The following is a 21,253-nucleotide window of genomic DNA, read 5'->3' on the forward strand; positions in this document are numbered from 1 at the left end:
GTTCTTCGGCGGTGTCTCGGAGATCCAGAACGATCTCCGAGACACCGCCGAAGAACTGGAGCTGGATACGGCGCACCGGCAGCTTGAAGCGCAGCGCGGCGACCGTATGGGCCAGTTCATGGACGAGTACGGAGGCGTAGAAGGCGACCGCGAAGAAGAGGGAGACCAGATATCTGAGGCCGCCCAGCTCGGGCAGGACCCGGTCGAGCTGGCCGCCGAAGATCCAGGTGATGAGCGCGGCCACCAGGAACCAGCTCGGGGCGACGTAGACAGGTACGCCGAAGGGGCGGCCCATGAGGATGCCGCCGCCCGGGTCCTCGCGCTTCGACGGCTTCCCGTCGGGACCCGTGTTCCCGTCGCCGGGCCGCGGCTGCCTGCTCTCGCCGCTCTCGTCGTCCTCTTTCACGGGTTCCCTTCGTTCGCGGCAGCGTCACTCGCTCGATCATGCAGTGCGAGTGGCTCTGGAGTCGATGGTATTCGGATCGCTGTCGGTGTCGGGCCATAGGGTCTGCGTCATGAGTACGAGCCTGCCGCCCACTTCGCTGTCTCCGTCGCGCGCGAGCGACTTCATGCAGTGCCCTCTGCTGTACCGGTTCCGGGTGATCGACAAGCTGCCGGTGAAGCCGAGCGAGGCGGCCACGCGCGGCACACTGGTGCACGCCGTGCTGGAGCGGCTCTTCGACGCTCCCGCGGTCGAGCGCACGGCGCCGCGCGCCAAGGCGCTGATCCCCGGCCAGTGGGACCGGCTGCTGGAGTCCCGGCCCGAGCTGGGCGAGCTGTTCGCCGAGGACTCGGAGGGCGAACGGCTGACGCGCTGGCTGGGCCAGGCGGAGGAGCTGGTGGAGCGGTGGTTCTCGCTGGAGGATCCGACGCGCCTGGAACCCGCGGAGCGTGAGCTGTTCGTGGAGACGGAGCTGGAGTCGGGGCTGCGGCTGCGCGGAGTGATCGACCGGGTCGATGTGGCGCCGACGGGTGAGGTGCGGATCGTCGACTACAAGACGGGCAAGGCGCCCCGCCCCGAGTACGCGGAGGGCGCGCTGTTCCAGATGACGTTCTACGCGCTGGTGGTCTGGCGGCTGAAGCGGGTGGTGCCGCGCCGGCTCCAGCTCGTCTATCTGGGCAGCGGCGAGGTGGTGACGTACGACCCGGTGGAGGCGGATCTGAAGCGGGTGGAGCGCAAGCTGCTGGCGCTGTGGGACGCGATCAGGGCGGCCACCGAGACAGGCGACTGGCGGCCCCGGCCGACCAAGCTGTGCGGCTGGTGTGATCATCAGGCCCTCTGTCCGGAATTCGGCGGCACACCTCCCGTATATCCGCTCAGCGTGCGCCCCGCGGACGGGACCGACAGCGCCGACGGCGGCGTGTAGCGGGGTTCACGCCCGACGGAATCACCCAGGGGCGCTCAGGGCAGAATGGGGCGGGCCCTAGTGAAGGAGTTCCCCGTGACTGTCCGCGTCCTACTGGTCGACGACCAGCCGCTGCTGCGCACCGGCTTCCGGATGATCCTGGAGGCCGAGCAGGACATCGCGGTCGTCGGCGAGGCCGGGGACGGCCTCCAGGCCATCGACCAGGTCCGCGCGCTCCAGCCCGATGTGGTGCTGATGGACATCCGGATGCCCCGGATGGACGGTGTCGAGGCGACCCGCCAGATCACCGGACCGGGGCGGGACGGTCCGGCGAAGGTGCTCGTCCTGACCACCTTCGACCTCGACGAGTACGTGGTGGAGGCGCTGCGCGCCGGGGCCAGCGGCTTTCTCCTCAAGGACGCCCCCGCCAATGAGCTGGTGCAGGCGATCCGGGTGGTCGCGGCGGGCGAGGCGATGCTGGCGCCGAGCATCACGCGCCGGCTGCTCGACAAGTACGCGGACCATCTGCCCTCCGGCGAGGAGCCGGTGCCCGACACCCTGCACACGCTCACCGAGCGCGAGGTCGAGGTGCTCAAGCTGGTCGCGCGCGGGCTGTCGAACGCGGAGATCGCCGCGGACCTCTTCGTCAGCGAGACCACGGTCAAGACGCATGTGGGCCATGTACTGACCAAGCTGGGGCTGCGTGACCGGGTGCAGGCGGCGGTGTACGCGTACGAGAGCGGCCTGGTGCGCCCCGGCGCCCAGTAGGCCCGGCAGGCCCAGCAGCCCCGGCAACGGCGCGGAGCGGCGCAAGAGGCCGGGACAGGGATACGGCTGAGGCCGGCCGGGGCGCGCCCCGGCCGGCCTCACGGTCCTGCCGCTCGGTCAGGAGGCCGAGCCCGTTCCCCTGCGCAGCTCCCACAGCTGCAGTTCCGCGGACGAGTTGACCGCCCACTCCACGCGCGTGATGTCGTCGCGGGCGGCCACGTACTGCTTGCCCTGCCACAGCGGAAGCACCGGCACGTCCTCGGCGACGATGTCCTGGATCTTGGCGAAGGTCTTCGAGGCGGCGCTGCGGTCGGCCTCGCGGCGCGACTGCGGGATGAGCTGATTGCGCAGCACGCTGTTGTTGTACGGGCTGTTGAGGAAGTTGTCCTTGTCGAAGAACGGCCCGATGTAGGTGTCCGGGTCCGGGAAGTCCGGGAACCAGCCCATGCCGTAGATCGCGTAGGCCCTCTTGGTCTGGTTCGGCCGGAAGGTCTTCCACTCCTCGCCCTTGATCGAGACGTCGAAGAGCTTGCTGCCGTTGAGCTGGTCCCGGAGGGTTTCGAACTCCTTGACCGTGACCTCGCCGTAGTGGTCGGTCGTGTAGTTCAGCGTCAGCTTCACCGGAGTGGTGATGCCGGCGTCCTCCAGCAGCTGGGTGGCCTTGCCCAGATTCGCGTCACCGTACTTGTTGAAGAACGAGTTGGTGTGCGTGGCGACGCTCGACGGGATCGGCGAGTACAGCGGCTCGGCCATGGCCCCGTACACCTTGGTGACCAGCTCGCCGCGGTCGATGGTGTACGCCATGGCCTGGCGCACCGCCTTCTCCTTGGCGCTCGGGGCGTCGGTGTTGAAGGCGAGGTAGCGGATCTCCAGCCCCGGCATCTCGGTGAGCTGGATGGTCTCCTTGGGGTTCTCGATCATCGACTGGACCTGCTCGGGCGTCATCGCGCGGGTCATCACATCGATGTCGCCGGTGTCGAGCGCCTTGCCCATGCTGTCGGCGTCCTTGAAGGGCCGCAGCTCCACCTTGCTGTTCTGGAGCGTCAGATCGCCCTTGTACTCCGGATTCTTGGTGAAGACCGCCTTGACGACGGTGTCGCCCTGGACCTCGGCCTTGAAGGTGTACGGACCCGAGCCGTCCACCTCGAAGCCGTCACGGAGCTTGTCCGGCGCGTACAGCTTCTGGCTGACGATGCCCGCCGGCGGTGTGGTCAGCTTGTACGGGAACGTCGCGTCCGGCGTCTTGAGATGGAAGACGATCTCGTAGTCGCCGTTGGTCTCCATCGTGTCGATGTTGGCCAGCAGACCGGAGATACCGCTGGGGTCCTTGATGTCCAGGACGCGCTTGATCGAGTACTTCACGTCCTCGACGGTGATGGGATCGCCGCCGGCGAACTTCAGGCCCTCGCGCAGCGTGCAGCGGTAGCTCTCGTTCTCCCGGTCGGTGAATCCGCACTTGGAGGCGGCCTCGGGCACCGGCGCTCCGCCACCGCGCGGTACGTGCATCAGCGTCTGGACGGTCTGGCGGAGCACGTTCCAGGAACCGGTGTCGTACGCGAAGGCCGGGTCCAGCGGGGCGGGACCCTCCTTCGTGGCGATGTACTGGTCCGTGGTACCCACGACAATGGCTTCACCGCCGTCGGACCCACCGTCCGAGCCGCCGCAACCGGCGAGCACGGGCGCAAGCAGGCCGATCACGGCCGACAGCGCCAAAGTCTTGCGGTTCATCCTGGACGTACTCCCTCATCCGGCACTGAGATACAGCGGTGCTAACGGAGACTCCGCCGCGCCCACCCGTTCGGGGCAGTGCGATCGGGCCGGGATACAGGGCGATCGGTCCTGTGTGCATGGCGACTTGGTGGGCCGTCGGGACACGTCGTTGATGCGGCGAAGTGCTCGCGACGAGATTAGTCGGAGGCACCGGGAATGCCGGAACGGGCCTGATCTGAAACGTAATCACACAGTGATCGGCAATAGCCGCGTGTGGATATACCGGCTGCGGAATGTTTCGTACACGCCTCCACCAATCGGGACACAAGGGCACGCTCCGACCCCGCCCAGGCGGCCATGGATCAGTCCGGCCCGCGCCTGTCGATGAGAGCGCAGGTGATAAAGCTCACTCCGCATGCCGTTTAGCGGACCATGGATTGCCTTGCCCGGCGGTAACGGAAAATACCCGGTCCAATGCCGAGAGTTTCCACGCTTATTCCGGTGCGACGCTCTGTGCGCGGATCAGTGTCCTTGAGTCATCATGCCGCGCAGAAATACCAGATCGACCTCTTCGAGCGAGCTGACGACGATCCGTCCGTCGGCCGGTGCGATCGGCGCGACGGACGGTACGGCGACCACCCGGCAGCCCGCGGCCTCGGCGGCGGCCACACCGGTGGCGGTGTCCTCGATGACGGCGCAGCGGGCGGGATCGGCGCCCAGGCCCCGGGCGGCCAGCAGATACGGGTCCGGGTGCGGTTTGGTACGCGGCACCTCGTCGCCCGCGACGGTGAGCGCGAAGTACTCGGGCCCGAGCGAGGCCAGGACCCGGTCGATGATGCGCCGGTGCGAGGCGGAGACCAGGGCGGTGGGCACCTCGTGCGCGGCCAGCTCCGTGAGCAGCCGGGTGGCGCCCGGCATGAGCGGTACACCGCGCCCGATGCGGTCCTCGAAGGTGTCGTTGAGCAGCACGGTCAGTTCGGCGAGGGTGATGGCGGCGCCGGTGGCCTCGATGAGGAAGGTGGCGCTGCGGGTCATGGGCCCGCCCACCACCACGTCGCGCCAGGTCTCGTCGAGGACGTGTCCGAGGGCCTTGAAGACCTCCACCTCGGCGTCCCACCAGAATCCCTCGGTGTCGACCAGGGTTCCGTCCATGTCGAGAAGAACGGCCTGAAGGGCCGAGCCTTCGGCCGTACGGGTCAAGGACGCGGGGACCGTACTGGTCATCCGGCACACCTCCATGGGGGACGAGAAGGCCGGTCACCTTTCCCGCAGGGTTGCCCCACCGGGACAGGCGACCGGCCTGCACTGGACCGACCAGTGTACGACTCGTCCGCGTTCCGCGCCGACCGGATTCCGGCGGGCCCGGATTCCGGCGAACTCGGCGTACGTGGAGCGTGTGCCCGGTCGGCCTGCCTGGTCGGCGCGCGTCGTCAGCGTGCGTTGAAGTACTTGGCCTCGGGGTGGTGGATCACGATGGCGTCGGTGGACTGCTCGGGATGGAGCTGGAACTCCTCCGAGAGCTGGACACCGATCCGTCCGGGCTCCAGCAGATCGGCGATCTTCGCGCGGTCCTCCAGGTCGGGGCAGGCGCCGTAGCCCAGTGAGAAGCGCGCGCCCCGGTACTTGAGCGCGAACATGTCCTCGACCTCGGCCGGATCCTCACCGGCGAAGCCCAGTTCGGAGCGGACCCGGGCGTGCCAGTACTCGGCGAGCGCCTCGGCGAGCTGGACGGAGAGCCCGTGCAGTTCGAGGTAGTCGCGGTAGGAGTTGGACTCGAACAGTTCGGCGGTCCGCTCACCGATCTTCGAGCCGACGGTGACGACCTGGAAACCGACCACGTCCCGCTCGCCGGACTCCTCCGGACGGAAGAAGTCCGCGAGGCACAGCCGCCGGCCCCGGCGCTGGCGCGGGAAGGTGAAGCGCGTGCGCTCGGAGCCGTCGTCGTTGAGCACGATGAGGTCGTCGCCCTTGGAGACGCACGGGAAGTAGCCGTAGACGACGGCGGCCTCCAGCAGGTTCTGCGTGTGCAGCTGGTCCAGCCAGCCGCGCAGATGGGGCCGGCCCTCGCTCTCCACCAGCTCCTCGTAGCTGGGACCGCCCTTGCGGGCCTCCTTCAGCCCCCACTGGCCCTTGAAGAGGGCGCCCTCGTCCAGCCAGGAGGCGTACTCCTTGAGCTGGATGCCCTTGACCACCCGGGTGCCCCAGAACGGCGGCTCGGGAACGGGATTGTCGACGGCGACGTCGGAGCGGACCGTGCCCTGTTCGGGACGCTCCTCCACCACGGTGTTGGCGGTGGCCTTGACCCGGCGCTGCTTCAGCTCGGGAAGCGTGGCGCCGGGAACTCCGCGCTTGACGGCGATCAGCGCGTCCATCAGCCGTAGGCCCTCGAACGCGTCCCGGGCGTAGCGGACTTCGCCCTGGTAGATCTCGTGGAGGTCCTGTTCGACATAGGCGCGCGTCAGTGCCGCGCCGCCGAGGATGACGGGATAGTCGGCCGCCATCTTGCGCTGGTTCAGCTCCTCCAGGTTCTCCTTCATGATCACGGTCGACTTCACCAGCAGACCGGACATGCCGATCACGTCGGCCCTGTGTTCCTCGGCGGCCTCCAGGATCGCGGAGACGGGCTGCTTGATGCCCAGGTTCACCACGTTGTAGCCGTTGTTGGAGAGGATGATGTCGACCAGGTTCTTGCCGATGTCATGGACGTCACCGCGGACGGTGGCCAGCACGATCGTGCCCTTGCCCTCGTCGTCCGTCTTCTCCATGTGCGTTTCGAGATAGGCCACCGCCGTCTTCATCACCTCGGCGGACTGGAGGACGAACGGAAGCTGCATCTGGCCGGAGCCGAACAGCTCACCGACGACCTTCATGCCCTCCAGCAGCGTGTCGTTGACGATGTCCAGGGCCGGCCGGCTCTCCAGGGCCTCGGCGAGGTCCCCGTCCAGACCGTTCTTCTCGCCGTCGATGATCCGGCGCCGCAGCCGCTCCTCCAGCGGCAGTGCGAGCAGTTCCTCGGCCCTGCCGTCCTTCATGGACTTCGTGTTGACGCCCTCGAAGAGCTCCATCAGCTTCTGGAGCGGGTCGTAGCCCTCGGCGCGCCGGTCGTAGATCAGATCGTGCGCGACCTTGACCTGCTCCTCGTCCAGCCGCGCGATCGGGAGGATCTTCGAGGCGTGCACGATCGCCGAGTCCAGGCCCGCCTTCACGCACTCGTCCAGGAAGACCGAGTTGAGTACGACGCGGGCGGCCGGGTTGAGGCCGAAGGAGATGTTCGACAGACCCAGGGTGGTCTGGACATCAGGGTGACGGCGCTTGAGCTCACGGATCGCCTCGATGGTGGCGATGCCGTCGCCCCGGGACTCCTCCTGCCCGGTGCAGATGGTGAAGGTGAGGCAGTCGATGAGGATGTCCGACTCATGGACACCCCAGTTGGTGGTCAGATCGGTGATCAGCCGTTCGGCGATGGCGACCTTGTGCTCGACGCTGCGGGCCTGGCCCTCCTCGTCGATGGTCAGCGCGATCAGCGCCGCGCCGTGCTCGACGGCCAGCGCGGTCACCTTCGCGAAGCGCGACTCGGGGCCGTCGCCGTCCTCGTAGTTCACCGAGTTGATCACCGCGCGGCCACCGAGCTTCTCCAGCCCGGCCTCGATCACATTCAGCTCGGTCGAGTCCAGCACGATCGGCAGGGTGGAGGCGGTGGCGAACCGGCCCGCCAGCTCCGCCATGTCGGCGACACCGTCCCGGCCGACATAGTCCACGCACAGGTCCAGCAGATGGGCGCCCTCGCGGATCTGGTCGCGGGCCATCTCCACGCAGTCGTCCCAGCGGCCGTCCAGCATGGCCTCGCGGAACTTCTTCGAGCCGTTGGCGTTCGTCCGCTCACCGATGGCGAGATACGACGCGTCCTGCCGGAACGGCACGGTCTGGTAGAGGGACGCGGCGCCCGGCTCCGGACGCGGCTCACGCTCCGTCAGGGCCTGGCCGCGTACCCGCTCGACCACCTGGCGCAGATGCTCCGGAGTCGTACCGCAGCAGCCGCCCACCAGGGACAGCCCGTACTCGCGCACGAAGGTCTCCTGCGCGTCCGCCAGCTCGGCGGCCGACAGCGGATAGTGCGCGCCGTCCTTGCCGAGGACGGGCAGACCGGCGTTGGGCATGCAGGAGAGGGGGATACGGGAATGCCTGGCCAGATAGCGCAGATGCTCGCTCATCTCGGCCGGGCCCGTGGCGCAGTTCAGACCGATCATGTCGATGCCCAGCGGCTCCAGCGCGGTCAGTGCCGCGCCGATCTCCGAGCCGAGCAGCATGGTGCCGGTCGTCTCGACCGTGACCGAGCAGATGACAGGCAGGTTCGTGCCGGTGGCCGCCAGCGCGCGGCGGGCGCCGAGGACGGCGGCCTTCGTCTGGAGCAGGTCCTGGGTGGTCTCCACCAGCAGGGCGTCGGCGCCGCCCGCGATCATGCCTTCCGCGTTCTGCTGGTAGGCGTCGCGCAGGGTGAGATACGGGACGTGTCCCAGCGTCGGCAGCTTCGTCCCGGGGCCCATGGAGCCCAGTACCCAGCGCTGCTGACCGGTGGACACGGTGAACTCGTCGGCGACCTCACGGGCGATCCGCGCGCCGGACTCGGCCAGCTCGAAGACCCGCTCGGGGATGTCGTACTCGGCGAGCGCCGCGTAGTTCGTACCGAAGGTGTTCGTCTCCACGCAGTCCACACCGACCGCGAAGTACTCCTGGTGGACGGACCGGACGATGTCCGGGCGCGTCACGTTCAGGATCTCGTTGCAGCCCTCCAGATCCTGGAAGTCCTCCATCGTCGGATCCTGTGCCTGGAGCATCGTGCCCATCGCGCCGTCGGCGACCACCACACGGGTGGCGAGTGCCTCACGGAGGGCTTCGATACGGGTTCGGCTGTCGGTGGAGGGGGTCGGCGACGAGGCCATGAAAGTACTCCCTGGGATGCGACGGCTGTCGGCTTTGCGCCCTCTGTTTGGAAGGCGCACCCGGCCAGCGTAGCCGGGCGGACCGCCCGGCGGGTGTGGATCTCGGCAGGCCGACGGCATCCTGTGCGCGGAATGATCCGGACGCACGGCCGTACCGCCCGAGCCTGAGGGCGGGTACGGGTCGGCAGTGCCCGATAGTGTTCAGCATGGTCGGCAGTCGATGGAGGTCCGGATCCGATGGCGAAGAACATCCAGTCGCTGGAGCGGGCGGCGGCGATGCTGCGGCTGCTCGCGGGCGGTGAGCGCCGGCTCGGCCTGTCCGACATCGCCTCGGCGGTCGGTCTGGCCAAGGGCACGGCCCACGGCATCCTGCGCACGCTCCAGGCGGAGGGGTTCGTCGAACAGGACGCGGCGTCCGGGCGCTACCAGCTCGGGGCCGAGCTGCTGCGGCTCGGGAACAGCTATCTGGACATACATGAGCTGAGGGCCCGCGCCCTGGTCTGGACGGACGATCTCGCCAGGTCCAGCGGGGAGAGCGTCCATCTCGGCGTCGTGCACCAGCGGGGCGTGCTGATCGTCCACCATGTCTTCCGACCGGACGACAGCCGGCAGGTGCTGGAGGTGGGCGCCATGCAGCCGCTGCACTCCACGGCGCTGGGCAAGGTGCTCTCGGCGTACGACCCGGTGGCGCGCGGCCAGGCGGTCGAGAACGAGCGTCCGGCCCTCACCGCGCGGACGATCACCGCCGTGGCGGAGTTCGAGGCCGTGCTGGAGCTGACCCGGGAGCGCGGCTGGGCCGTGGACGTCGAGGAGACCTGGGAGGGCGTGGCCGCGGTGGCGGCCCCCGTCCACGACCGGCGGCGGATGCCGGTCGGGGCGATCGCCGTCACCGGCGCGGTGGAACGTGTCTGTCCCTCGGGTGAGGTACGGCCGGAGCTGGTCGCGGCGGTCCGTGACTGCGCACGCGCGGTCTCCAGGGAGATCGGCGCCGGGCGGTTCTGAACCGGATGGCGGATCATCGGTAAGGAACGAGGTCCCGGAGGCGAGGTCCGAAGAAGCCGAGGAAGGCCGAGCAAGCTCGTCGAGCGAGGTCGAGGCGGCCGGGAGGACGCGGTGCCTCGAAGAGCGCCTTCGAGGTGACGAGTCGCCCATCGGTCGGCATTGCCGAACGACTGACGGGAGAAAGCGTTAGGGTGTGGCAGTGCCGCACAGGACGGCGCACCGGACGGCGGCGGACACCGCACCCCTGGGTCTTCACGTAAGCCACCCTCTCCCTTCGCCATCGAGCGTCAATCGAGCAGGAGCAGACACCGTGAGCGACGCGACCACCACCGGAACCGCCCGCGGCACCGGACCGTTCATCGCGGCCATCGACCAGGGCACCACGTCGAGCCGCTGCATCGTCTTCGACCGGGACGGCCGTGTCGTCGCCGTCGACCAGAAGGAACACGGGCAGATCTTCCCGAGGCCCGGCTGGGTGGAGCACGATCCGACCGAGATCTGGACCAATGTCCAGGAGGTCGTGGCGCGCGCGGTGGAGAAGGCGGGCATCACCTCCGCCGATGTCAGGGCGATCGGTATCACCAACCAGCGCGAGACCACCGTGCTCTGGGACAGGAACACCGGTCTGCCGGTGCACAACGCCATCGTCTGGCAGGACACCCGCACCGACGCGCTCTGCCGTGAGCTGGGCCGCAATGTCGGCCAGGACCGGTTCCGCCGTGAGACGGGGCTGCCGCTCTCCAGCTATTTCGCCGGTCCGAAGGCACGCTGGCTGCTGGACAACGTCGACGGGCTGCGCGAGCGGGCGGAGCGCGGCGAGATCCACTTCGGGACCATGGACTCCTGGGTCATCTGGAATCTGACCGGTGGGATCCACGGCGGCGCGCATGTCACGGACGTCACCAACGCCTCCCGCACGATGCTGATGAATCTGCGCACCCTGGAGTGGGATCCCAAGATCCTCTCCTCGATGGGTGTGCCGGCCTCGATCCTGCCGAGGATCCGCTCCTCCTCCGAGGTGTACGGCACGGCCAAGGGCGGTGTGCTGGACGGTGTCCCGGTCGCCTCCGCGCTCGGTGACCAGCAGGCGGCGCTCTTCGGCCAGACCTGTTTCGCCGAGGGAGAGGCCAAGTCGACCTACGGCACCGGCACCTTCATGCTGATGAACACCGGCGGCAAGCCCGTGAACTCCTACAGCGGTCTGCTGACGACCGTCGGCTACCGCGTCGGCGACGAGCCTGCGGTGTACGCGCTGGAGGGCGCCATCGCCGTCACCGGCTCACTGGTGCAGTGGATGCGCGACCAGATGGGGCTGATCAGGTCCGCGGCCGAGATCGAGACACTGGCGTCCTCGGTCGACGACAACGGCGGCGCGTATTTCGTACCCGCCTTCTCCGGTCTGTTCGCACCGCACTGGCGCGCGGACGCGCGCGGTGTGATCGCCGGTCTGACCGGTTATGTCACCAAGGCGCACATCGCCCGCGCGGTCCTGGAGGCCACGGCCTGGCAGACCCGGGAGATCAGTGACGCCATGACGAAGGACTCCGGTGTGGAGCTGACCGCGCTGAAGGTCGACGGCGGCATGACCGCCAACAATCTGCTGATGCAGATGCTCTCCGATGTCCTGGACGCGCCGGTGGTGCGTCCGATGGTCGCCGAGACCACCTGTCTCGGCGCCGCCTACGCCGCCGGTCTGGCCGTGGGCTTCTGGCCGGACACCGACGCGCTGCGCGCCAACTGGCGCCGGGCCGCGGAGTGGACACCGCGGATGGACCCGGCGACCCGCGACCGTGAGTACGCGTACTGGCTCAAGGCCGTCGACCGCACCATGGGCTGGCTCGACCAGGACGATGTCTGAGCGACGACGGCGCCCCCCGTCGGCAGCCACGGCAGACACGGCGGGCACAGCAACCGCGACGACCGCCGCGGCCCATGACGCGAACGGGGCTCAAAAAACGGCCCACGACGCGACGGCCCAAGAGGAGTGGAGCGACCGATGAGCATCCTGGAGAGCTTCCCCGCGCTCGGGACGCATCCGGCGGGCGGTTCCCTGCCGAGCCGGGCGGAGACCCGGAACACGCTGTCCAGGGCGTCCTACGACCTCCTGGTGATAGGCGGCGGCATTCTCGGCATATCCACCGCCTGGCACGCCTCCCAGTCGGGACTGCGGGTGGCCCTGGTGGACGGCGGCGACTTCGCCGGTGCCACCTCCTCGGCCTCCTCCAAGCTGCTCCACGGCGGTCTGCGCTATCTCCAGACCGGCGCGGTGAAGCTGGTGGCGGAGAACCACTTCGAGCGGCGCGCGGTGTCCCGGCAGGTGGCACCGCATCTCGCCCGTCCGCTCACCTTCTATCTGCCGGTCCGCAAGGACGGACCGCACGGCGCCGCCAAGCTCGGCGCGGGTGTCTTCGCCTACTCCGCGCTCTCCGCGTTCGGCGACGGCGTCGGCCGTCTGATCAGCCCGGCCAAGGCCCGGCGGACGGTGCCCGAGCTGAACACCGACGGTCTGCGGGCGGTGGCCGTCTACGGCGACGACCAGATGAACGACGCGCGGATGGCACTGATGACCGTCCGTGCCGCCGTCGACTCCGGAGCCACCGTCCTCAACCACGCGGAGGTCACCGGGCTGCGCTTCACCCGGGGCCGGGTGACGGGCGCGGAGCTGCGGGACCGTATGGACGGTACGGAGTTCGGTGTCGACGCGCGGCTGGTCCTCAACGCCACCGGCCCCTGGGTCGACCATCTGCGCCGTCTGGAGGACCCGCACGCGGCGCCGTCCGTGCGGCTCTCCAAGGGCGCGCACCTCGTCCTGCGGCGCACCGCGCCCTGGGGGGCCGCGCTCGCCACGCCCGTCGACAAGTACCGGATCACCTTCGCCCTCCCCTGGGAGGACATGCTCCTGCTCGGTACGACGGACGAGCCGTACGAGGGCGATCCCGGCGCGGTCGGCGTCAACGAGAAGGACGTACGCCAGATCCTGGACGAGGCCGCCCTCTCGGTCCGCGGCCAGCAGCTCTCCCGCGATCTGATCACCTACGCCTTCGCGGGTCTGCGGGTGCTGCCCGGCAGCCCCGGTGACACCTCCAGGGCCAGGCGCGAGACGGTCGTGACCGAGGGCCGCGGCGGCATGCTGTCGGTGGCCGGCGGCAAGTGGACGACCTTCCGTCATATCGGGCGTACGGTCCTGGCCAAGCTGGAGTCCCTGCCGGGGCATCCGCTCGGCCGGGGCATGGAACCGGTCTCGGCGCTGCCGAAGACGCTGCCGCTGCCGGGCATCGCCAGTCCCAGGGCGGTGGCGCACCGGCTGCTCATCGACGGCGGCGGTACGGGCCCGTCCATGGCGCCGGACACCGCCCGTCACCTCGCCACCCACTACGGCTCGCTCGCCTTCGACATCGTGCGGCTGGCCAACGAGTACCCGGAGCTGGGCGAGCGGATCCATCCGGACGCGCCGGAGATCTGGGCCCAGGTCGTCCACGCCCGCGACCACGAGTGGGCCGAGACCGCCGACGACGTACTGCGCCGCCGCACGACGCTGACGATCCGTGGTCTGGACACCGAACATGTCCGCTCCGGGGTCGAGGAGCTGCTGCGCAAGCGCGACTGAGCACAGATGTCCGAGCGGAACCGATCGGACGCAAGTACGAACCGAGAGGCGCTCCTTGTCCCGGAGCGCCTCTTGTCGCGCTTCGGAGACGCATAATGGGGACCGATACATCGGATGTATGGAGGTCGCCATGGCAGTCACCGACGAGGCCATCGAGAAGATCAAGGGGATGATCGTCTCCGGTGCGCTGCGCCCGGGAGACCGCCTCCCGAAGGAGAGCGAACTCGCCGCCGATCTGGGGCTGTCGCGCAACTCGCTGCGCGAGGCGGTGCGCGCGCTGTCGCTCATCCGCATCCTCGATGTACGGCAGGGCGACGGCACGTATGTCACCAGCCTCGATCCCCAGCTGCTCCTTGAGGCGCTCAGCTTCGTGGTGGACTTCCACCGGGACGACACCGTGCTGGAGTTCCTCGCCGTACGCCGCATCCTGGAGCCGGCCGCCACGGCGATGGCGAGCGCGCGGATAACGGAGGCCGAACTGGACGTGCTGGACGGTCAGCTGGACGCCCTCGGGGAGCGGCCCTCGGTGGAGCAGCTGGTCGCGGCCGATCTGGAGTTCCACCGCGGAATCGTGCAGTCCTCGGGCAACTCGGTGCTCTGCTCGCTCCTGGACGGGCTCTCCGGGCCCACGACCCGGGCCAGGATCTGGCGCGGGCTGACCCAGGAGGACGCCGTCAGCCGTACGCTCCACGAGCACCGGGCGATCCTGGCCGCGCTCAGGGACCGGGACGCCGAAGCGGCCCGGTCCTGGGCGACCGTGCACATCGCGAGCGTCGAGATGTGGCTGCGCTCGACGCTCTGAGGCCCTGAGACGCTCCGGAGCTCCTCCGGAGCGTCCCGGGGAGCACGGGCGAAGCCGCGAGGGCCCCTGGATCCCAGGGGCCCTCGCGGCTTCGTGGGCGGCGTACGGTCGTCAGTCCTGCTTCTCACCGCTCGCGAAGCGGGAGATGACCAGCGCGACGATGATGATGGCGCCGTTGAGGAACTGGTTCCAGAGCGCCGGCACACCTCCGAGCGTCATCACATTGACCACGAGCTGGAGCGTCAGCACACCCGTCAGCGCGCCGAAGAGCGTGCCGCGCCCGCCCTTGAGGCTGATACCGCCGATGACGGCCGCGGCGAAGACCTGGAAGATCCAGCCGTTGCCCTGGGTGGCCGCGACCGAGCCGTAGTGGCCGGTGTAGAGGATGCCCGCGAAGGCCGCGAGCAGCCCGCCGACGGCCAGCACGATCCAGGTGACGCGGTCCACCCGGATACCGGCCGCGCGGGCCGCCTCCGGGTTGCCGCCGATGGCGTACAGCGACCGTCCGTGCCGCAGCCACGCGAGCGCCGCGCCGCCGATCGCGAACAGCGCCAGACAGATCCAGACGGCGGCGGGCGCGCCCAGCCAGTCGGTCTTGCCCAGGTACCGGAAGGACTCCGGGACATCGGTGATCGACTTGCCCTCGGTGATTCCGATGTGGAGGCCGCGCAGCATCGTGAGCATGCCGAGGGTGGCGATGAAGCCGTTCACCCGCAGCTTCAGCATCAGGAAGCCGTTGATCGCGCCGATGGCCACACCGACCAGCAGACAGGCGGGGATGGCCATCCAGACCGGCAGCAGATCGAGTCCGGCGAACCGGCCGCCCTCCGAGGGCAGCACCAGCCACATGGCGATGACCGGCGCGATACCGATCGTCGACTCCAGCGACAGGTCCATCCGGCCGCAGATCAGGATCAGCGCCTGGCCGAGGACCAGCAGGCTCAGTTCCGAGGACTGCTGGACGACGCTGATCAGATTGCTGGAGGTGAGAAAGACCGGCGAGACGATGAAGCCGATCACCATCAGCACCAGGATCACCGGCACCAGGGAGAAATCGCTCCACCGGATGAGCTGGAGCCGGCCGCGCGGAGTAGCGCTCCCCGTCTCCTCCGCCACCGGCGGTCGTATGGTCTCCGTCATTCCCGCTCTCCCACACCTTCCATGGCGGCGACCAGTTCCCGGTCGGTCCACCCGCTTTCGAACGACGCCACCACGCGCCCGTGGAACAGGGCGAGCACCCTGTCGCACACCCGCAGATCGTCCAGCTCGTCCGAGATGATCACGGCCGCGCTGCCCTCGTCCGCCACTCTGCGCACCACGCCGAGCAGCGAGTCCTTCGACTTCACATCGACGCCCGCGGTGGGCCGCAGGGCGACCAGCGCGCTGGGGCCGCGCGCCAGGGCGCGGGCGACGACGACCTTCTGCTGATTGCCGCCGGACAGTCCCGAGACGGGCTGCTCGGGGCCCTGGGTCTTGATGTCCAGCGACTCGATCATGCCCTTGGCGAACTCCCTGGTCCGCGAGGGCAGTACGGTCCCCCACGGGCCGAGCTGATCGGTGACCGTGAGCGTGGCGTTCTCGGCGACGCTCCGGTCCAGCACGAGTCCCTGGCGGTGCCGGTCCTCGGGGATGTAGCCGATGCCGGCGTCCAGGGCGTGCGGGACGCTGCCCGGCTTCACCGGGCGCCCGCGTACGGCGATCCGTCCCGCGGTCGGCGCGCGCATCCCGACGAGGGTCTCGCCGAGCGCCGTGTTGCCGCTGGCCGCGCTCCCGGCCAGACCGAGCACCTCGCCGGGCCGCACGGCGAGATCGAGCGGATCGAACTCGCCGTCCAGGGCGAGCCCCTCGACCTCCAGTACGGGCTCGGCCCCGGCGTCCGGCGCGCTTCCGCGCGCGGCGTGCCAGGCGACGGCCGTGCCCGCCGACTCGCCGGTCATCGCCGACACCAGGTCCTCCTTCGACAGCTCCGCCACCGGTGCGGTCAGCACATGGCGGGCGTCACGGTAGACGGTGACGGCGGTGCACAGTTCGTACACCTCCTGGAGGTGGTGGGAGATGAAGAGGAACGCCACCCCCTGGTCGCGCAGCTCCCGGAGCTTGTCGAAGAGCCGCTGGATACCGCGGGCGTCGAGCTGCGCCGTGGGCTCGTCGAGAATGATCAGCCGGGCGCCGAAGGACAGCGCCCGCGCGATCTCGACGAACTGCCGCTGCTCGACGGGGAGATCCTTGGCGCGGGCGTTCGGGTCGACATCGACTCCGTACTCCGCGAGCAGATCCTGGGCGCGCCGGCGCAGTCCGCGCCAGCTGATGAACCGGCCGCCCGGTCCGGCGCCGCTCCGGTCCAGACCGTAGTGGTTCAGGAACAGATTCTCCGCGACGGTCAGATCGGGTACGACCATCGACTTCTGGTACACACAGGCGACCTTGGACTGCCAGGCCGTGGTGTCGCCGAAGGCGGGCGCGGGCTCGCCGCCGAAGCTCACCCGGCCCGCGTCCGGCCTGTGCAGCCCGGTGATCACGCTGACCAGGGTGGACTTGCCCGCGCCGTTGCGTCCCACGAGCGCGTGGGACTCGCCGGGCCGTACGGTGAGCCGGACGCCGTCCAGCGCCACGGTGGGACCGAAGCGCTTGACGATGCCTTCCGCGTGTACCGCAGCCGGAGTTTCCTGCCGCTTGGAGTCCATCGCTAGCTCTTCTTCTCCAGCTGGTTGGCCCACAGCTTCGGGTCGTCCACGTTCTCCTTGGTCACGAGCGGCGCGGGAAGCTGGTCCTCGAAGCCGTTCGGGATCTTGATGATCGTCGACTCGTGGTCGGTCGGGCCTTCCTTGGGAGTCACGCCCGCGAGTGCCTGCTTGGCCCAGTACAGCGCGTAGTTGGCGTACAGGTCGGCCGGCTGGGAGACGGTGGCGTCGATCTTGCCCTCGCGGATGGCGTCCAGTTCCTCGGGGATGCCGTCGTTGGAGATGATCGTGATGTGTCCCTCGGTGCCCGGCGCCTTGAGCAGCTTCTTCTGCTCCAGCAGGGCCAGCGTCGGCTGGAGGAAGACACCGCCGGCCTGCATGTAGATGCCGTTGATGTCGGGGTGGGCGGTCAGCGTCGACTGGAGCTTGGCCGAGGCGACGTCGCCCTTCCACTCGGTGGCCAGCTCGAAGACCTTGATACCGGGGAACTTCTCGTCCATGCAGGACTTGAACGCCTCGGAGCGGTCACGGCCGTTGATCGAGGACAGGTCGCCCTGGAACTCGACGACCTTGCCCTTGCCCTTGAGCTGCTCGCCCAGGTACTGGCAGGCCTTCTCGCCGTACGCGCGGTTGTCGGCCCGTACGACCATGTAGACGTCGCCCTTGTCGGGGCGGGTGTCCACGCTGATGACCGGGATCTTCTTCTCGCTCAGCGTCTGGAGCGTCTCGGCTATCGCGCCGGTGTCCTGCGGGGCCATGATGACGGCCTTGGCGCCCTGGTCGGTGAAGACCTGGACGTTGGAGACGAGCTTCCCGATGTCGTTCTGCGAGTTGGTCAGCGAGAGCGCGTCGACCTCGCCGGCCTTGACGCCCTTCTCGATGTACTGCTGGTACGAGTTCCAGAAGTCGCTGTCGCTGCGCGGCAGGTCGATACCGACCTTGCCACCGCCCGCGGCGTCGCTCCCCTGCTCACGGTTGCACCCGGCCAGGACCGTGACGGCCAGGACCACGGCGCAGGCAGAGGCACCGGTGGTGCGGAGTCGCGCGAGTGGAAGTCTGTACGGGGCGGAGCGTCCCGTGCTGTGTCGCTGCATGATTGTCCATCCTCCAGATGAGTGCGGCTCAGTTGACGGGGCGCAGGCGCAAGCCCTGCATTCCGCCGTCGACCGCGAGCGCCGTCCCCGTGACGGCGGCCGCGGCAGGGCTGGCGAGATAGGCGACGGCTGCGGCGACCTCGGCCGCGGCGACCAGCCGTCCCGTGGGCTGGCGCGCCGCGAGGGCCGCGCGTTCGGCCTCGGGGTCCGCGGCCTGGTCGAGCAGTCGGCCGACCCAGGGTGTGTCCGCGGTACCGGGATTGACGCAGTTGACCCGGATGCCCTCGCGGACGTGGTCGGCCGCCATGGCCAGGGTCAGCGACAGGACGGCGCCCTTGCTGGCGCTGTAGAGGGCGCGCTGCGGCAGCCCGGCGGTGGCGGCGATGGAGCAGGTCTGGGTGATCGAGACGCAGCCGGGCCGTTCGGCGGCCGAGCGCCGCAGATGCGGCAGGGCGTGCCGGGCGGTGCGGACCATGCCGAGGACATTGATGTCCAGCACCCGCCGCCACTCGTCGTCGGGATTGTCCGCGACGGTTCCGACGGCGCCGAGGCCCGCGTTGGAGACGATCGTGTGAAGCCCGCCGAACTCCGCCGCCGCGCTGTCCACGGCGGCCCGTACCGCCGCGTCGTCGGTGACGTCCGCCGTGAGCGGCAGCGTGCCCTTGGGCGCGCCCGTGCAGTCGCGGTCCAGCACGGCGACCTGGGCGCCGCGTTCCAGCAGCAGCGCGGCGATGGCCGCGCCGATACCCGAGGCACCGCCCGTGACCAGGGCGCCGAGCCCCTCGAAGTCCCGTACGTCGGTCATCGGTCGTTCTCCTCGGTGGTGCGGGGCCCGGTGGTGGCACGGGCCTGCCAGACGGGCCCGTCCGGATAGCGGTGGTCGGCGATCGACCCGGGCAGCATCCGGGCGGAGAAGCCCGGCGCGTCCGGCGCCGCGTAGCGTCCCGAGGTGATCACCACGGGATCGGTGAAGTGCTCGTGGAGATGGTCCACGTACTCGATGATCCGGTCCTCCCAGCTTCCGGAGACGGCGACATAGTCGAACATCGAGAGATGCTGGACGAGTTCGCAGAGTCCGACGCCGCCGGCGTGCGGGCAGACCGGTCTGCCGTACTTGGCCGCGAGCAGCAGAATCGCCAGATTCTCGTTGACGCCGGCGACCCTGGCCGCGTCGATCTGAACGTAGTCGACGGCCTCGGCCTGGAGAAGCTGCTTGAACATCACACGGTTGGCGACATGCTCGCCGGTGGCCACCTTGACCGGCTGACCGGCGCGTACGGCGGCGTGGCCGAGGATGTCGTCGGGGCTGGTCGGCTCCTCGATCCAGTGCGGTTCGTACGGGGCGAGGGCCGACATCCAGCGCACCGCCTCGGCGACGTCCCAGCGCTGGTTCGCGTCGACGGCGATCCGGATGCCGGGGCCGACGGCGGCACGGGCCAGCTTCATCCGCCGGATGTCGTCCTCCAGATCGGCGCCGACCTTGAGCTTGATCTGCTCGAAGCCGTCGGCGACGGCCTGCTTGGCGAGCGTGACGAGCTTGCTGTCGGAGTAACCGAGCCAGCCGGGCGAGGTGGTGTACGCGGGATAGCCCTCGGCGCGCAGCCGGGCGGCCCGCTCCGCCCGGCCCGGCTCGGCGGCGCGCAGGATGGCCAGTGCCTCGTCCGGCGTGAGGGCGTCGGTCAGATAGCGGAAGTCGACGAGGGAGACCAGCTCCTCGGGCGTCATGTCCGAGAGGAACTCCCAGACGGGCTTGCCCGCCGCCTTGGCCGCCAGGTCCCACGCCGCGTTCACCACGGTGCCGGCCGCCATGTGCATGACGCCCTTCTCCGGGCCGAGCCAGCGGAGCTGGGAGTCATGGGTCAGCTCGAAGTAGAGGGCGGCGAGATCGGCCGCCGTGTGCGGGGCCGGTCTGCCCAGCACATAGGGCCGCAGCGCCTCGATGGCGGTCGCGGTGACCTCGTTGCCACGCCCGATCGTGAAGCAGAATCCATGACCCTCCGCGTCGCCGTCCGTGCGCAGCACCAGATAGGCGGCCGAGTAGTCGGGATCCGGGTTCATGGCGTCGGAGCCGTCGAGCTGTTCCGAGGTGGGAAAACGGATGTCGTGAACCTCGAACCCCGTGACGGTCTGACTCATGCACGCTCCCTGAGAAGAACATCGGACCTCTAGTGGTCATCCGATGTATAGCGTCGTTCAGGCCAGATAGTCCAGAGTCGGAACGAAAATTACGATGACAGCTCGGATGAATCTTCCGGAAGAAGCGTCAGTTCTCCGGCCTATGCCCCGGTACGCCGAAGTTCACCCGGGCGTACGCGGGGCTGCGGGCGGGCACCGGGAAAGCCGTAAGGTTGGTCCGTACGAAAGGGAACTTCGGAAGGAGGCACTGGGTGATCGAGCTCGAGGGGGTTCCCGAGCTGATCGACCCGGTCATGGTGGCCGCGTTCGAGGGCTGGAACGACGCGGGCGACGCAGCCTCCACAGCGGTCGCGCATCTCGACCGGGAGTGGAAGGGCGAGGTGTTCGCGGCGCTCGACGCCGAGGACTACTACGACTTCCAGGTCAACCGGCCCACGGTCTACCTGGACGGCGGCGTACGGAAGATCACCTGGCCGACCACCCGGCTCTCCGTGGTGCGGATCGGCGGCGAGAAACCCCGTGACCTGGTGCTGGTGCGCGGTATCGAGCCGTCCATGCGCTGGCGCTCGTTCTGCAACGAGCTGCTGGGCTTCGCCCATGAGCTGGGCGTGGAGATGGTGGTCATCCTGGGCGCGCTGCTCGGCGACACCCCGCACACGCGCCCGGTGCCGGTCAGCGGCGTCACCTCGGACACGGATCTGGCCAGGACGATGGACCTGGAGGAGACGCGGTACGAGGGACCGACCGGCATCGTCGGCATCCTCCAGGAGGCCTGCACCCACGCTGGCGTCCCCGCGGTGAGTCTGTGGGCCGCCGTGCCGCACTATGTGTCGCAGCCGCCCAACCCGAAGGCGACGCTGGCGCTGCTGAACCGGCTGGAGGATCTGATCGGTCTGCGGATCCCGCTGGGTGAACTGGCCGAGGACGCACGGGCCTGGCAGCTCGGCGTGGACCAACTGGCCGCCGAGGACAGCGAGGTGGCGGAGTACGTCCAGTCGCTGGAGGAGGCGCGGGACACCGCGGAGCTTCCCGAGGCGTCCGGCGAGGCCATCGCCCGGGAGTTTGAGCGGTATCTGCGGCGGCGCGACGGCGGTCCCGGACAGGCCGCTCCAGGAGGCCACGCCACGGAGGGCGGTGAGGGGTCCTCATATCTGCGCGACGCATCGG

16 protein-coding genes are annotated in these 21,253 nt (G+C 69.3%); 7 read left to right on the top strand and 9 right to left on the bottom strand.

The window, feature by feature from the left end; genetic code table 11:
• Window positions 1-406, bottom strand: a 406-nt coding sequence (locus tag BFF77_RS00070; RefSeq protein WP_483855201.1) for a zinc metalloprotease, incomplete at its 3' end; no start/stop codon positions are given.
• A gap of 64 nt (window positions 407-470) precedes the next feature.
• On the opposite strand from BFF77_RS00070, the gene BFF77_RS00075 reads away from it, so the two are divergent.
• Both BFF77_RS00075 and BFF77_RS00080 read left to right on the top strand, forming a co-directional pair.
• A complete protein-coding gene (locus BFF77_RS00075; protein ID WP_079124680.1) occupies window positions 471-1,367 on the top strand; it encodes a RecB family exonuclease in 897 nt (298 codons plus the stop codon).
• Window positions 1,368-1,442: 75 nt separating this feature from the next.
• The gene (locus tag BFF77_RS00080; RefSeq protein ID WP_046498782.1) at window positions 1,443-2,114 is read left to right on the top strand and encodes a response regulator; all 672 of its coding nucleotides are present in this window, start codon (window positions 1,443-1,445) and stop codon (window positions 2,112-2,114) included.
• A 117-nt stretch (window positions 2,115-2,231) separates the two neighbouring features.
• Here the strand turns inward: BFF77_RS00080 and BFF77_RS00085 are convergent, their stop codons facing one another.
• The 3 genes from BFF77_RS00085 to metH form a co-directional block, all read right to left on the bottom strand.
• Window positions 2,232-3,842, bottom strand: a complete 1,611-nt coding sequence (locus BFF77_RS00085; RefSeq protein WP_066942435.1) for an ABC transporter substrate-binding protein — start codon at window positions 3,840-3,842, stop codon at window positions 2,232-2,234.
• Between the two features lie 504 nt (window positions 3,843-4,346).
• Window positions 4,347-5,048, bottom strand: a complete 702-nt coding sequence (locus BFF77_RS00090) for an HAD family hydrolase (protein ID WP_066942437.1) — start codon at window positions 5,046-5,048, stop codon at window positions 4,347-4,349.
• 206 nt (window positions 5,049-5,254) lie between these two features.
• A complete protein-coding gene (gene metH / locus BFF77_RS00095; RefSeq protein ID WP_066942439.1) occupies window positions 5,255-8,764 on the bottom strand; it encodes a methionine synthase in 3,510 nt (1,169 codons plus the stop codon).
• Between the two features lie 237 nt (window positions 8,765-9,001).
• Between metH and BFF77_RS00100 the strand changes: the two genes are divergently transcribed.
• From BFF77_RS00100 to BFF77_RS00115, 4 genes are all read left to right on the top strand, one after another.
• Window positions 9,002-9,766, top strand: a complete 765-nt coding sequence (locus BFF77_RS00100) for an IclR family transcriptional regulator (RefSeq protein ID WP_066942441.1) — start codon at window positions 9,002-9,004, stop codon at window positions 9,764-9,766.
• Window positions 9,767-10,076: 310 nt separating this feature from the next.
• The gene (gene glpK, locus BFF77_RS00105) at window positions 10,077-11,624 is read left to right on the top strand and encodes a glycerol kinase GlpK (protein ID WP_066942443.1); all 1,548 of its coding nucleotides are present in this window, start codon (window positions 10,077-10,079) and stop codon (window positions 11,622-11,624) included.
• A 138-nt stretch (window positions 11,625-11,762) separates the two neighbouring features.
• Window positions 11,763-13,373, top strand: a complete 1,611-nt coding sequence (locus BFF77_RS00110; protein WP_066942445.1) for a glycerol-3-phosphate dehydrogenase/oxidase — start codon at window positions 11,763-11,765, stop codon at window positions 13,371-13,373.
• A gap of 130 nt (window positions 13,374-13,503) precedes the next feature.
• Complete coding sequence (locus tag BFF77_RS00115) at window positions 13,504-14,175, top strand: FadR/GntR family transcriptional regulator (protein WP_066942448.1); 672 nt, start codon at window positions 13,504-13,506, stop codon at window positions 14,173-14,175.
• A gap of 111 nt (window positions 14,176-14,286) precedes the next feature.
• On the opposite strand, the gene BFF77_RS00120 is transcribed toward BFF77_RS00115, so the two are convergent.
• From BFF77_RS00120 to BFF77_RS00140, 5 genes are read right to left on the bottom strand one after another with little or no spacing between them, the layout of a single operon-like run.
• The gene (locus BFF77_RS00120) at window positions 14,287-15,315 is read right to left on the bottom strand and encodes an ABC transporter permease (RefSeq protein ID WP_066942450.1); all 1,029 of its coding nucleotides are present in this window, start codon (window positions 15,313-15,315) and stop codon (window positions 14,287-14,289) included.
• Entirely contained in the window at window positions 15,312-16,859 is a 1,548-nt protein-coding gene (locus BFF77_RS00125; protein ID WP_066942452.1) for a sugar ABC transporter ATP-binding protein, read from the bottom strand. The genes BFF77_RS00120 and BFF77_RS00125 overlap by 4 nt, the downstream gene beginning before the upstream one ends.
• Before the next feature lie 2 nt (window positions 16,860-16,861).
• The gene (locus BFF77_RS00130) at window positions 16,862-17,950 is read right to left on the bottom strand and encodes a sugar ABC transporter substrate-binding protein (protein WP_066942455.1); all 1,089 of its coding nucleotides are present in this window, start codon (window positions 17,948-17,950) and stop codon (window positions 16,862-16,864) included.
• A 28-nt stretch (window positions 17,951-17,978) separates the two neighbouring features.
• Window positions 17,979-18,755: an SDR family NAD(P)-dependent oxidoreductase gene (locus tag BFF77_RS00135; protein ID WP_066942456.1), complete on the bottom strand. Its 777-nt coding sequence runs from the start codon at window positions 18,753-18,755 to the stop codon at window positions 17,979-17,981.
• Entirely contained in the window at window positions 18,752-20,086 is a 1,335-nt protein-coding gene (locus tag BFF77_RS00140; RefSeq protein ID WP_066942460.1) for an enolase C-terminal domain-like protein, read from the bottom strand. Before BFF77_RS00140 ends, BFF77_RS00135 begins: the two co-directional genes overlap by 4 nt.
• Before the next feature lie 251 nt (window positions 20,087-20,337).
• Here BFF77_RS00140 and BFF77_RS00145 point away from each other — a divergent pair.
• Window positions 20,338-21,253: PAC2 family protein (locus tag BFF77_RS00145; RefSeq protein ID WP_066942462.1), on the top strand; the 916-nt coding region annotated here is incomplete at its 3' end.

It is taken from the genome of Streptomyces lushanensis, assembly GCF_001700515.1.
Taxonomy (GTDB): domain Bacteria; phylum Actinomycetota; class Actinomycetes; order Streptomycetales; family Streptomycetaceae; genus Streptomyces; species Streptomyces lushanensis.

Coding starts and splice junctions, on each gene's coding strand:
- BFF77_RS00120 (WP_066942450.1), bottom strand. CDS start 15,315: ATGACGGAGACCATACGACCGCCGGTGGCGGAGGAGACGGGGAGCGCT.
- BFF77_RS00110 (WP_066942445.1), top strand. CDS start 11,763: ATGAGCATCCTGGAGAGCTTCCCCGCGCTCGGGACGCATCCGGCGGGC.
- BFF77_RS00125 (WP_066942452.1), bottom strand. CDS start 16,859: ATGGACTCCAAGCGGCAGGAAACTCCGGCTGCGGTACACGCGGAAGGC.
- BFF77_RS00100 (WP_066942441.1), top strand. CDS start 9,002: ATGGCGAAGAACATCCAGTCGCTGGAGCGGGCGGCGGCGATGCTGCGG.
- BFF77_RS00075 (WP_079124680.1), top strand. CDS start 471: ATGGTATTCGGATCGCTGTCGGTGTCGGGCCATAGGGTCTGCGTCATG.
- BFF77_RS00135 (WP_066942456.1), bottom strand. CDS start 18,755: ATGACCGACGTACGGGACTTCGAGGGGCTCGGCGCCCTGGTCACGGGC.
- BFF77_RS00140 (WP_066942460.1), bottom strand. CDS start 20,086: ATGAGTCAGACCGTCACGGGGTTCGAGGTTCACGACATCCGTTTTCCC.
- BFF77_RS00090 (WP_066942437.1), bottom strand. CDS start 5,048: ATGACCAGTACGGTCCCCGCGTCCTTGACCCGTACGGCCGAAGGCTCG.
- BFF77_RS00130 (WP_066942455.1), bottom strand. CDS start 17,950: ATGCAGCGACACAGCACGGGACGCTCCGCCCCGTACAGACTTCCACTC.
- BFF77_RS00085 (WP_066942435.1), bottom strand. CDS start 3,842: ATGAACCGCAAGACTTTGGCGCTGTCGGCCGTGATCGGCCTGCTTGCG.
- metH (WP_066942439.1), bottom strand. CDS start 8,764: ATGGCCTCGTCGCCGACCCCCTCCACCGACAGCCGAACCCGTATCGAA.
- BFF77_RS00115 (WP_066942448.1), top strand. CDS start 13,504: ATGGCAGTCACCGACGAGGCCATCGAGAAGATCAAGGGGATGATCGTC.